Genomic DNA, 12,699 nt, shown 5'->3' with positions numbered 1-12,699 from the left:
ACCAGCCATCCATCAGGTCGATGTTATTTTAGTAATTCAGAAAGGATCGGATGACCCTCTCCATTTTCGGGCCTCACAACGGTGGCAGCACGAATCGCCTCGACTGTCTGTACGCAATGGCGAGCGTCTTCTATCCCGTAACCACGACCGGCCAATATTTCCTGATAACTCGTGGTATGAAGATCGGTGAATCCCTCCGAGAACTCCAACTCTTCACCCTCTACGGTGATAGAGCGATAGGTCGATTTTTTGCCTTTAACGGAGGCCGGCAAATCATTAGCGTCAATGGTCAAGAACCAACGTACTTTTGCCTTTTCGTACTCCAGGTAACCTGCGGCCTTGTATTCACTAACAAAGTGCACGACGTTGCGTTCCAGCTTGCCAAAAACGAAGTGCAACATGTCATAAAAGTGGACACCGATATTGGTCGCAACACCAAATGACTTGCGCGGATCGCCCTTCCAGCTTTCCATATACCACTTGCCACGCGATGTCATGTAGGTAAGCTCTACTTCGTACTTATCTTCTCTCTTTTCGCTGGCAACCTTTGCTTTCAAGTCGAGAATGGCTTGATGGTGGCGAAGCTGAAGAATATTAAATACGCGCTTACCGGTCTCCACCTCTACACGAGCAAGCTCATCAAGGATCTCAGTGGTCGGTACAAGCGGCTTCTCGCAAATGACATCGCACCCAAGACGCAAGCCGGCAACAATGTGTGCGTGATGCAAATAATTTGGCGAGCAGATAGCGACGTAATCGAGTGCGGTATTTGGATCCCGCTTCAGGCGAAAAGCATGTTCTTGAAAACGCTCAAACTCGGTAAAGAATTCGCTGTTTGGGGATAGGCTGTCGATGATACCGACCGAGTCATTGATGTCATACGCCGAAGCCAGCACGTTGCCAGTGTCTTTGATCGCGCGCATGTGGCGGGGCGCGATATATCCGGCTGCACCGATAAGAGCGAAATTTTTCATTGAGTCTTCCTAAAGCATTCGAGGAGTCCCAGCACACCCTTGTCGGGGGGCTGGGAGGGCGTATCAATCAAGATGGCAGATTATGCCTTCACAATATGAGGCGCTGCTTCACGGTACTTGCCGCGACTGTCCACAATCAGCTGGGCGGACGTCTTGATCAGCTCGTAATCGAACCTCTCATGATCAGTTGCCAACACAACCGCATCAAAGCCTGCCAACGTTTCTGACGTCAGCTCTACGCTCCCGAGATCAAAATGGTGTTCACGCATCTTGGGGAAAACCGGAACATGCGGATCGCTGTAGGCAATGGTGCAGCCTTTAGCCTGGAGCATCTCCATAATTTCCACCGATGGCGACTCACGCATATCGTCCACGTTTTTCTTGTAGGCGATCCCGAGCACCAGGATTTTACTGCCCTTGAGCGGCTTACCACGCTCATTGAGGCCATCTGCAAGCTTACTGACAACATACTCAGGCATTGCCTGGTTGACTTCCCCGGAAAGCTCAATGAAGCGGGTATGCAAGCCATACTCACGCGCCTTCCACGTCAGATAAAACGGGTCGATCGGAATGCAGTGCCCCCCCAGGCCCGGGCCTGGGTAATAAGCGGTGAAGCCGAATGGCTTCGTGGCTGCGGCATCCACCACTTCAAAAATGTCGATCCCCATGCGGTCGGCAACGACTTTCATCTCGTTGACCAGGCCAATGTTGACGGCGCGATGAATATTTTCCAGCAGCTTGGTCATTTCTGCTGCCTTGGTCGAGCTGACAGGCACAACCTGATCGATCGCCTGCTCATAAAGCGCCGTCCCAACTTCCAGGCATGCTGCTGTGTCACCGCCGATAATTTTCGGGATCGTACGGGTTTCGAAATTTGGATTCCCCGGGTCTTCGCGCTCTGGTGAATACACCAGGAAGATATCCTCGCCCACTACAAGACCGCCTTCCTGAACGCGGGGCAGCAGCTCCTCAACGGTCGTACCAGGGTAAGTGGTACTCTCAAGCGATACGATTTGACCAGCACGCAGATAAGGCTTGATCGCATCAGTGGTGTTGATGACGAAGCTCATGTCAGGTTCGCGATACTTGTTCAAGGGCGTGGGTACGCACAAGATCAACGCATCACACTCTGCCACTCGGGCAAAATCAACTGTTGCTTCAAACCCCGAATTACGCGCGGCGGCAATCTTGGCGGAAGAAATATGTTCGATATAACTCTTACCGGCGTTAAGGTCGTCGACCTTCTCCACATCGATATCAATGCCAAGCACGCGAAAGCCAATCGCATTGTAACGAAGCATTAAAGGCAGACCGACATACCCAAGGCCAACAATCCCGATCAACGCTTCCTTATTTTTGAACTTGGTAACACTGGCCAGCTTCTGCAGGTGCATCAGTAACGCTCCAATTAAACTATATAAATTTGAAAGTCAGCTTGTGGCCCTTCAAATGGCGACCTCCCTCAAATCGGTCCACCGCCCGACGGCGACCGGATACACACCTATCCTTTTTGCGGACAGACAATCATGGTGCATGGTGTACCAAGGGTAGCTTTCCGAAAGCGAGTCGCTTCGTATCAGACATGGCACGAATTAAATCATAGCTTCGCCCCAAAATCCGCATAAAGATTCCGGCGTGAGGGCCCGGCACCGTGATAGATACGTCGGAGCCTTCACTCACCGATGCCGGCAGCCGCCCTCACGGCAGCACCTGCCCCGGTTCGCTTCGGGGTTCACCGAAGGCGCTTTTCGGGATAGAGAAAAATCTGCGGCCAATCCATTCCTAGTTGATCTGCTCCCATTCTGAAAATGGACAGCATCAAGCGAACTGTAAAGCCTATCGCATTTTTCGATACATCCACTGAACTCCCCTCATCACATGAAGGCGCTACATCCATCGCACACAGGAACGAACACGGCCAACACACTCTGAAATAGTTGTAACACCTATAACTTGCCAGTGCCACCCTTAATATAGACGCGGCATTTTAATATTTATACACGCTCTAATAAACACACCAAGCTCTCTCTAACAACAGCTAAAGATCTCTTCCCCACGGAAAGCGCGGCAACAAACCTCATGACATGCAGAGAAGGACGAAGAGAACTCGGCGATCGCCAACACCGAGAGCATAGTTTCCCGAAAGAAAGCGCCGCGCACTCGATAGAAACTCAGACTAGGGGCTTTATATCTAAATCAACTCACCATCCCGGCTAAAAATATAGCGCATGCAAGACAGTGGCATTGATAAATTGATGAACTCCAGCCTATTCATCAACGCTGAAGAACCTGAATGCCCTGCAGAAAGCAAAGCGAGATCAGATTCATTTTTTGGATGGACAGCCACTCTCGTCGAAGGCTACTTATCCGGCAATGATCACACCTACACTGACACCGGCACCACACCGGAAACCAGGCAGACTGCATATCGCCTTGCGACAGACCACGCCGCCTTCAACACACGCCCCACAACTAACTCGCGGACGAAAAAGACTGCTTATGCGATTTTCGGCGAAACAATAAAACCAATACGGGACCAGCAAGCAAACCAGCGATAAGCGCTAATACTACAAAGACTGAAACAGGCATTTGCGATGTGGACCAGCCCAACACCGAAAGCGTCGCCTTCTGCTGGTTCTCAAGTATGAATGCCAAAACCATCAAGGCTATGAGCAACACTGTCAATACCGCAACAATACGCTTAATTCCGCGCATACTTTTGACCCTCCCTCTCTTAAAAACACTCAGACGCTTTCTTCCTCATCCTCATTCACCCGATCCCGCAACTCCTTCCCCGGCTTGAAATGAGGCACAAACTTCCCATCCAGACTCACCGACTGCCCAGTCTTGGGGTTCCGCCCCACTCGCGGTGCGCGGTAGTGCAGGGAGAAGCTGCCAAACCCACGGATCTCAATCCGATCCCCGGTAGCCAGGCACTGGGACATTTGCTCGAGCATGGTCTTGATGGCCAGCTCGACATCCTTGGATGAGAGCAGCCCTTGATGGGTGACAATTCGTTCGATCAACTCCGACTTCGTCATATTTTTCCCTTCTTTTTCAAGCAGCTAGGAAAAGCGCTTCGAAGGTTTTAGCATGACTTGATGAATTTGAACAGCCCGCGCGGCAACTTATCTGCGGGATAGATGGAAGCCTGTCTGGCCGGCGCGACGCCATCAATTGCAGATCACCAGCATGGTACGGGTTACGGCGCCAGCAGGGTTCCAGCCGAACAGGTAGTCGCCCTCTTCGTCCTTGGCATCACTGGAACGGGTGATCACCTTGTAGCCCTGCATCTTGCACTCGCGGGCGGCGCGCTTCTCGCACTTCTCCCATTTGTTGCCCAAGCCCGAGCAATCGATCTCGATGCCGCTGACTCCACGCTTGGCGTGGGTCTTGACGCTGGTACTGGAGCAACCTGCCAGCACTACTAGCACTGCAAATAGCACGATAAGCCTGTTCATTTAAATCCTTATCAAAACAACAACGCTGGAACAGCTTTCATGAAGACTATAGTCAGTTCTGACAGTGAGCTGCGCGTCTTGGTTCTCGATGTTGATTCAACGAATTTCAGGCACAAAAAAGGGCGACCGAAGTCGCCCTTTTTCTATGGTCTGACAGAACTTAGTTCTGTTTTTCCATTTGCGCACGCAGCAGAGCACCAAGAGTGGTGTCAACTGGAGCATCCGACGAGGCTGGCTTGTCGCGCAGGCTCTGGATGGCTTCTTTCTCTTCGATCTCGTCTTTCGACTTGATGGAGAGTTGGATTACGCGGCTCTTGCGGTCAACACTGATGATCTTGGCTTCTACTTCCTGGCCTTCTTTCAGAACGTTGCGCGCGTCTTCAACGCGGTCACGGCTGATTTCGGAGGCTTTCAGAGTCGCTTCGATATCGTCGGCCAGAGTGATGATGGCGCCTTTAGCGTCAACTTCTTTCACAGTGCCCTTAACGATTGCGCCTTTGTCGTTCTCTTGAACGTACTCGGAGAACGGATCGCTTTCCAGCTGCTTGATACCCAGGGAGATACGCTCGCGCTCTGGGTCAACCGACAGGATAACGGTGTCCAGCTCGTCGCCCTTCTTGAAACGACGAACAGCTTCTTCGCCCACTTCGTTCCAGGAGATGTCGGACAGGTGAACCAGGCCGTCGATGCCGCCGTCCAGACCAATGAAGATACCGAAATCGGTGATCGACTTGATGGTGCCGGAGATTTTATCGCCCTTGTTGAACTGGCCAGAGAAATCTTCCCATGGGTTAGATTTGCACTGCTTGATGCCCAGGGAGATACGACGACGCTCTTCGTCGATGTCCAGAACCATAACTTCCACTTCGTCGCCGACTTGTACGACTTTCGAAGGGTGGATGTTCTTGTTGGTCCAGTCCATTTCGGAAACGTGTACCAGGCCTTCCACGCCTTCTTCCAGCTCTGCGAAGCAGCCGTAGTCGGTCAGGTTGGTAACACGCGCGGTCACGCGAGTGCTTTCTGGGTAACGGGCTTTGATAGCAACCCATGGATCTTCACCCAGTTGCTTCAGGCCCAGGGAAACACGGTTGCGCTCGCGATCGTATTTCAGAACCTTGACATCGATCTCGTCGCCAACGTTGACGATTTCGGAAGGATGCTTGATACGCTTCCAAGCCATGTCGGTAATGTGCAGCAGGCCATCGACGCCACCCAGATCGACGAATGCGCCGTAATCGGTGAGGTTCTTGACGATACCTTTGACTTGTTGGCCTTCCTGCAGGGATTCCAGCAGAGCTTCACGCTCGGCGGAGTTTTCTGCTTCCAGGACGCTGCGACGGGAAACGACAACGTTGTTGCGTTTCTGGTCGAGTTTGATGACCTTGAATTCGAGTTCTTTGCCTTCCAGGTGCGTGGTGTCGCGCACTGGACGAACGTCGACCAAAGAACCTGGCAGGAACGCACGGATGCCGTTAACGTCGACAGTGAAGCCGCCTTTAACCTTACCGTTGATAACGCCCTTGACCACTTCTTCAGCTGCGAAGGCTGCTTCGAGAACAATCCAGCATTCAGCGCGCTTGGCTTTTTCACGGGACAGCTTGGTTTCACCGAAACCGTCTTCAACCGAGTCCAGAGCAACGTGAACTTCGTCACCGACATTGATAGTCAGGTCGCCAGCATCGTTGTAGAACTGTTCCAGCGGGATCAGAGCTTCAGACTTCAGACCAGCGTGAACGGTTACCCAGCGAGCTTGGTAATCGATATCAACGATAACACCGGTGATGATGGAGCCTGCCTGAAGGTTCAGGGTTTTTAGGCTTTCTTCAAAGAGTTCCGCAAAGCTTTCGCTCATTTTAATTCCTGTTGATAAGGGCGAAGAATACGCCCATCTCCACACCCCAGACGGTGTGGGTTAGTTTCAATTAGAAGAAGCGCCCCAGGACTATGACTGGTCCCCTGCGGCCTTCTTGGTCACCCGGCGATATCGCGAATGGCGATTTCGCTCAAGATGCGTTCCAGCACCTGCTCGATGGACAACTCCGTGGAATCCAGCTGTATGGCATCAGCCGCCGGCTTTAGCGGGGCTACTGCGCGCTGGGTATCACGCTCATCGCGTGCACGGATCTCATCTAGCAGACTCGACAGACTAACACCATCGACTTTGCCCTTCAACTGCAAGTAGCGGCGGCGCGCCCGCTCCTCGGCACTGGCGGTCAGGAAAATCTTCAGCGGGGCCTCCGGAAACACCACCGTGCCCATGTCGCGACCATCGGCGACCAGGCCCGGCGGCTCCTGAAACGCCCGCTGACGCTGCAGCAAGGCATCGCGCACGGCCGGCAGCGCGGCAACCTGGGAGGCCCAGGAACCGACTTGTTCATTGCGCAGGTCATCGGTCACATCATCGCCTTCAAGGATGATGCGCTGGGGATGACCTTCCGTCGCCCCGACAAACTGCACATCAAGATGCGCCGCCAGCAGCTTCAGCGATTCTTCGTTGGTCAGGTCGACGCCATGGTTGCGTGCGGCAAACGCCAGCAGGCGGTACAGCGCGCCGGAATCGAGCAGACACCAGCCCAGGCGCTTGGCCAGGATGCCGGCGATCGTGCCTTTGCCCGAGCCACTTGGCCCGTCGATGGTAATCACCGGTGCTTTGATATTCACAATTGAGCCTCTTGGGCAACACGGATGCCGACGTGGGCACACAGTGTAAGAAAGTTCGGAAAAGACGTAGCAACATTGGCGCAGTCACGGATACGAATAGGTGCTGTCGCCCGCAGGGAAGCCACACTGAACGCCATGGCAATCCGGTGATCACCCTGGGCGTGCACTTCACCACCGCCCATCGGGCCACCGTCAATGATAATCCCATCGGAAGTCGGTTCACACTTCACGCCCAACGCCAACAGACCGTCGGCCATGACCTGGATACGGTCGGATTCCTTCACGCGCAGCTCCTGCGCCCCGCGCAACACGGTGCGCCCCTTGGCACAGGCCGCCGCGATAAACAGCACTGGAAACTCGTCGATCGCCAACGGCACCAAAGCCTCGGGGATCTCGATACCGTTCAGGGCCGCAGCACGCACACGCAAGTCCGCGACAGGCTCGCCGCCTACTTCACGCGGGTTTTCCAAGGTGATATCTGCGCCCATGAGCCGCAGGATATCGATCACCCCGGTCCGCGTCGGGTTGACGCCGACATGCTCCAGCAACAATTCGGAACCCTCGGCAATCGACGCCGCCACCAGGAAAAACGCCGACGAGGAAATATCCGCCGGCACTTCTATATGGGTAGCGGTCAGTGCATGACCCGATTGCACCGACGCGGTCGCGCCACTCACCGCCACCGGGTAGCCAAAACCGCGCAACATGCGCTCGGTATGGTCACGGGTCGGCGCGGGCTCGGTCACCGAAGTCTCGCCCTCGGCGTACAACCCGGCCAGTAACAGGCAGGATTTGACCTGTGCACTGGCCATCGGCATCGAATAGGCCAGGCCTTTCAGCACCTGGCCGCCGCGGATGGTCAATGGCGGACGCCCTTGCGGACCGGTCTCGATCACCGCGCCCATTTCCCGCAGCGGCTTGGCCACGCGGCTCATCGGACGCTTGGACAGGGACGCATCGCCGGTCAACACGCTGTCGAAGCTTTGCGCCGCCAGCAACCCCGACAGCAGCCGCATGGATGTGCCGGAGTTACCCAGGTAGATCGGCCCCGGCGCGGCTTTCAAGCCATGCAAGCCCACGCCATGAATGGTCACGCGCCCATGGTGCGGACCTTCGATGACGACCCCCATGTCGCGAAAAGCCTGCAAGGTCGCCAGGGCGTCTTCACCCTCGAGGAAACCTTCAACCTCTGTCACACCCTCGGCCAACGAGCCGAGCATGATCGAGCGATGCGAGATCGACTTGTCACCCGGCACCCGGATACGTCCGCTCAAGCGGCCGCCCGGATTGGCGAGGAAGGTCAGGTCATCGGCGTTCACGGCAGTTTCCATATAGGCCCGGCGCGCCAGGATCTTGCTGAAATGCTCACGCGCCACCCGCGCACGGGTGAACACGCCCAACAACTGATGGCCATCCCCGGCATCAACCGCGTCGCGCAGGGCGTCGAGGTCGCTGCGAAAGGTGTCCAGGGTGCGCAACACTGCTTCGCGGTTAGCGAGGAAGATGTCGTGCCACATCACGGGGTCGCTGCCGGCAATCCGCGTGAAATCGCGAAAGCCACCGGCGGCGTAACGGAAAATCTCGAGGTTTTCATTGCGCTTGGCCAGCGAGTCCACCAGGCCAAATGCCAGCAGATGCGGCAAGTGACTGGTCGCCGCCAGCACTTCGTCGTGGCGCTCGACCTGCATATGCTCCACGTCAGCGCCCAGCTCACGCCACAGCCGGTCAACCACGGCCAACGCCGCAGGATCGGTTTGCTCGAGCGGCGTCAGGATCACCTTATGGCGCCGGAACAGCTGCGCATTCGATGCCTCCACCCCGCTCTGCTCGGACCCAGCAATCGGATGCCCCGGCACGAAGCGCGCGGGCATGCCGCCAAACGCCTGTTGCGCCGCGCGCACTACGTTGCCCTTGGCGCTGCCGACGTCCGTCAGGATCGCCTGCCCCAGGTCCATGCCCGCCAATACCGCCAGCAATTTCTCCATGGCCAGGATCGGCACCGCCAACTGGATCACGTCAGCGCCCTGGCATGCGAGCGAGAGGTCCGCTTCGCAGCGATCCACCACGCCCAACTCGACCGCCAGCTTGCGCGATTGCGGGTCCAGGTCCACACCGACCACTTCGCCACACAACCCACTCTCACGCAGGCCTTTGGCGAAGGAGCCGCCGATCAACCCCAGACCGACCACCACCAGGCGACCGATCATAGGCACAACAGGTTGCAATGCAGTGACATCAACCACGAGCCAGAACCTTGGCCAACGCCTCCAGGAAGCGGCTGTTTTCTGCCGGCAAACCAATGGTGATACGCAGGTGGTTCGGCATACCGTAGTTAGCCACCGGACGCACGATCACACCTTCGCGCAGCAGGCCCTGGAATACCGGAGCAGCCACTTGGCCGAGGTCGACACAGATGAAGTTGCCCTTGGACGGAATCCAGCCCAGGCCAAGTTCGCGAAAGCCTGCCTGCAACTGCAGCATGCCGCTTTCGTTGATGCGCCGGCCCTCTTCCAGGTATTCGGCATCCTGCACGGCGGCACAGGCCGCCGCCAGCGCGAGGCTGTTGACGTTGAACGGTTGGCGCACGCGGTTCAGCACGTCCGCGACGACCGCCGTGGAGAGGCCGTAGCCCACCCGCAACGACGCCAGGCCATAGGCCTTGGAAAAGGTGCGCGAGACCAGCAGGTTCGGGTAGGCCGCCAGGAAGTCGAGGCCGTCCGGCAGGTCGCTGCCTTCGGCGTACTCGATGTAGGCCTCGTCCAGCACCACCAGCACGTGCTCCGGCACATCCTGCAGGAAGTCGTTCAGCGCCTGCGCGTCGAACCAGGTGCCCGTCGGGTTGTTCGGGTTGGCGATGAACACCACACGGGTCTGGGCGTCGATGGCCGCCAGCATGGCCGGCAGGTCGTGGCCCCACTCCTTCGCAGGAATGATGCGCGCATCAGCGCCGACCGCCTGGGTCACGATCGGATAGACCGCAAACGCGTGTTCGCTGAACACCGCGTTGAGGCCCGGCGCCAGGTAGGCACGGCCGACCAGCTCGAGAATATCGTTGGAACCATTGCCCAAGGTCACCTGGCTCAGCTCGACCCGGCACTTCTGCGCCAGCAGGGACTTGAGCGCAAAGCCGTTGCCATCGGGGTAACGGGTCAGCTCGGCCAGCTCCTCACGAATGGCCGCCAACACCTTGGGGCTTGGGCCCAGCGGGTTTTCGTTACTGGCCAACTTGACGATCTTCGAAGGATCCAGGTTCAACTCACGCGCCAGCTCGTCCACAGGCTTGCCTGGAACGTAAGGCGACAGTTGTTGCACGCCCGGCTGAGCCAGGGCGAGGAAGTTGCCACTCATGTTAAAGCCTCACAAAACCGCTTTCGGGTAAGAGCCCAGCACTTTGAGTGCCACGGCTTCCTGACTGATTTTCTCGAGCACACCCTTGACCAGTGGGTCGCGGTGATGGCCGACGAAGTCGATAAAGAACACGTAAGTCCATTTACCGCTGCGCGAAGGACGAGTCTCGATACGCGTCAGGTCAATCCCGTTGTCGTGGAACGGCACCAGCAGTTCATGCAGCGCGCCGGGCTTGTTGCTCATGGAGACGATGATCGACGTCTTGTCGTCGCCGGTCGGCGGTACTTCCTGGTTGCCGATCATCAGGAACCGCGTGGAGTTGTCCGGGCGATCCTCGATTTTCTCGGCCAGGCGCGTCAGGCCATACAGGCCTGCAGCCATGTCACCGGCAATGGCCGCCGAATTCCACTCACCCTTGACCCGCTTGGCCGCCTCGGCGTTGCTGGACACTGCCACGCGCTCGACATTCGGATAATGCGCGTCCAGCCACTTGCGGCACTGGGCCAGCGACTGGGCGTGGGAGTAGATACGGCTGATGCTGTCGGTCTTGGTGTTCTCGCCCACCAGCAGGTGATGGTGGATGCGCAGTTCGACTTCGCCACAGATCACCATGTCGTGCTCGAGGAAGCTATCCAGCGTGTGGTTGACCGCGCCTTCGGTGGAGTTTTCCACCGGCACCACGCCAAAGTTCACGGCACCAGCCGCCACTTCACGAAACACTTCGTCGATCGCAGCCATTGGCTTGCTGATCACCGCGTGGCCGAAGTGCTTCATGGCCGCCGCCTGGGTGAAGGTGCCTTCAGGCCCGAGGTAAGCCACTTTCAGTGGCTGCTCCAGCGCCAGGCAGGAAGACATGATTTCACGGAACAACCGCGCCATCTCTTCATTGCCCAATGGGCCCTTGTTGCGCTCCATCACGCGCTTGAGCACCTGGGCTTCACGCTCAGGCCGGTAGAACACTGGCACTTCGCCTTCAGCCAGGGAGGCCATCTTTACCCGTGCCACTTCCTGGGCGCACCGCGCGCGCTCACTGATCAGCTCCAGGACTTTCTCGTCCAGGCTGTCAATGCGCACGCGCAGGGCCTTGAGTTCTTGCTCAGACATTAGCCGTGTTCCTTTTCGAACTCTGCCATGTAGGCCACCAAGGCGTTGATGGCGTGGATGTCGACAGCGTTGTAGATGGAGGCGCGCATGCCACCGACCGAACGGTGGCCCTTGAGGTTCAGCAGGCCGCGCGCGTCGGCACCGGCCAGGAACGGCTTGTCCAGGCGGTCATCGGCCAGGCGGAACGGCACGTTCATCCACGAGCGGTCGGTCAGGTTGATCGGGTTGCTGTACAGGCCGCTGGCGTCGATGAAGTCGTACAGGGTGCGCTTCTTCTCTTCGTTCAGCTTGCCCATGGCAGCCACGCCGCCATGCTCCTTGAGCCACTCGAAGACCAGGCCGGACAGGTACCAGGCGAACGCCGGCGGGGTGTTGTACATCGAGCCGTTATCGGCCGCGACCTTGTAGTTGAGCATGGTCGGGCACAGCGAACGGGCACGCCCCAGCAGGTCTTCGCGGATGATGTTGACCAGGATGCCGCTCGGGCCGATGTTCTTCTGCGCGCCGGCGTAGATCATGCCGTACCTGGACACATCGATCGGGCGCGAGAGGATGTCCGAGGACATGTCACACACCAGCGGGACGTCGCCTACTTCCGGTACCCAGTCGAATTCCAGGCCGCCGATGGTTTCGTTCGCTACGTAGTGCACGTAGGCCGCGTCCTTCGACAGCTTCCACTCGTTCTGGCCGGGAATGGCGAAGTAGTCGTAGGGCTTGGCGGTACCGGCAACGTTGACGTGACCGTAGCGCGAAGCCTCTTCAATGGCCTTCTGGCCCCAGATACCGGTGTCGATGTAGTCGGCGGTGCCGTCTTCCGGCAGCAGGTTCAGGGGCAGCTGGGCGAACTGCTGGCTGGCGCCGCCCTGCAGGAACAACACTTTGTAGTTGGATGGGATGTCCAGCAAGTCGCGCAGATCCTGCTCGGCCTTGGTGGCAATGGACACGAACTCATCGCTGCGATGGCTCATTTCCATCACGGAGAGGCCTTTTCCATGCCAGTCGAGGAGTTCACCCTGCGCACGCTGCAGGACTGCTTCAGGAAGCGCCGCGGGACCGGCACAGAAGTTATAGGCTCTCTTGCTCACATCCAATCTCACTCTGATCTGGTGGGGCTGCAATCATGTTCGGCAACAACCTTTCTCTGGAGCGAA

Annotated in this window: 12 protein-coding genes; 1 reads left to right on the top strand and 11 read right to left on the bottom strand. The window is 57.3% G+C overall.

Features of this window, described 5'->3' with window-relative positions; all coding sequences use genetic code 11:
* Positions 1 to 23: 23 nt before the first annotated feature.
* Complete coding sequence (locus tag JFU04_RS07580) at positions 24 to 974, bottom strand: Gfo/Idh/MocA family protein (RefSeq protein ID WP_201143774.1); 951 nt, start codon at positions 972 to 974, stop codon at positions 24 to 26.
* Positions 975 to 1,054: 80 nt separating this feature from the next.
* Entirely contained in the window at positions 1,055 to 2,368 is a 1,314-nt protein-coding gene (gene wbpA / locus JFU04_RS07575; RefSeq protein ID WP_201143773.1) for a UDP-N-acetyl-D-glucosamine 6-dehydrogenase, read from the bottom strand.
* 834 nt (positions 2,369 to 3,202) lie between these two features.
* On the opposite strand from wbpA, the gene JFU04_RS07570 reads away from it, so the two are divergent.
* Positions 3,203 to 3,532: a hypothetical protein gene (locus tag JFU04_RS07570; RefSeq protein WP_201146462.1), complete on the top strand. Its 330-nt coding sequence runs from the start codon at positions 3,203 to 3,205 to the stop codon at positions 3,530 to 3,532.
* Here JFU04_RS07570 and JFU04_RS07565 read toward each other — a convergent pair.
* The 9 genes from JFU04_RS07565 to serC all read right to left on the bottom strand — a co-directional run bounded on the left by JFU04_RS07565 (position 3,447) and on the right by serC (position 12,633).
* The gene (locus JFU04_RS07565) at positions 3,447 to 3,689 is read right to left on the bottom strand and encodes a lipopolysaccharide assembly protein LapA domain-containing protein (RefSeq protein ID WP_201143772.1); all 243 of its coding nucleotides are present in this window, start codon (positions 3,687 to 3,689) and stop codon (positions 3,447 to 3,449) included. The genes JFU04_RS07570 and JFU04_RS07565 overlap by 86 nt on opposite strands.
* A gap of 29 nt (positions 3,690 to 3,718) precedes the next feature.
* Positions 3,719 to 4,015, bottom strand: coding sequence for an integration host factor subunit beta (gene ihfB / locus JFU04_RS07560; protein ID WP_008437689.1), 297 nt, complete (start codon positions 4,013 to 4,015; stop codon positions 3,719 to 3,721).
* A 132-nt stretch (positions 4,016 to 4,147) separates the two neighbouring features.
* Positions 4,148 to 4,435, bottom strand: a complete 288-nt coding sequence (locus tag JFU04_RS07555; RefSeq protein WP_201143771.1) for a hypothetical protein — start codon at positions 4,433 to 4,435, stop codon at positions 4,148 to 4,150.
* Between the two features lie 160 nt (positions 4,436 to 4,595).
* The gene (gene rpsA / locus JFU04_RS07550; RefSeq protein WP_065901832.1) at positions 4,596 to 6,287 is read right to left on the bottom strand and encodes a 30S ribosomal protein S1; all 1,692 of its coding nucleotides are present in this window, start codon (positions 6,285 to 6,287) and stop codon (positions 4,596 to 4,598) included.
* A gap of 119 nt (positions 6,288 to 6,406) precedes the next feature.
* Positions 6,407 to 7,096 carry a (d)CMP kinase gene (cmk, locus tag JFU04_RS07545; RefSeq protein ID WP_003172653.1) on the bottom strand — a complete coding sequence of 230 codons (690 nt, stop codon included), beginning with the start codon at positions 7,094 to 7,096 and terminating at the stop codon, positions 6,407 to 6,409.
* Entirely contained in the window at positions 7,093 to 9,303 is a 2,211-nt protein-coding gene (locus tag JFU04_RS07540; protein ID WP_201143770.1) for a bifunctional prephenate dehydrogenase/3-phosphoshikimate 1-carboxyvinyltransferase, read from the bottom strand. Before JFU04_RS07540 ends, cmk begins: the two co-directional genes overlap by 4 nt.
* 28 nt (positions 9,304 to 9,331) lie before the next feature.
* Positions 9,332 to 10,444, bottom strand: coding sequence for a histidinol-phosphate transaminase (gene hisC, locus JFU04_RS07535; protein ID WP_106804783.1), 1,113 nt, complete (start codon positions 10,442 to 10,444; stop codon positions 9,332 to 9,334).
* Between the two features lie 9 nt (positions 10,445 to 10,453).
* Positions 10,454 to 11,548, bottom strand: a complete 1,095-nt coding sequence (pheA, locus tag JFU04_RS07530) for a prephenate dehydratase (RefSeq protein ID WP_034096534.1) — start codon at positions 11,546 to 11,548, stop codon at positions 10,454 to 10,456.
* Positions 11,548 to 12,633, bottom strand: coding sequence for a 3-phosphoserine/phosphohydroxythreonine transaminase (gene serC / locus JFU04_RS07525; protein ID WP_201143769.1), 1,086 nt, complete (start codon positions 12,631 to 12,633; stop codon positions 11,548 to 11,550). The genes pheA and serC overlap by 1 nt, the downstream gene beginning before the upstream one ends.
* Between the last annotated feature and the right edge of the window lie 66 nt (positions 12,634 to 12,699).

Origin of the sequence: Pseudomonas sp. TH21, assembly GCF_016651025.1 — a bacterium.
Lineage (GTDB): Bacteria > Pseudomonadota > Gammaproteobacteria > Pseudomonadales > Pseudomonadaceae > Aquipseudomonas > Aquipseudomonas aylmerensis.
This window is presented reverse-complemented; position numbering and strand designations above follow the sequence as displayed.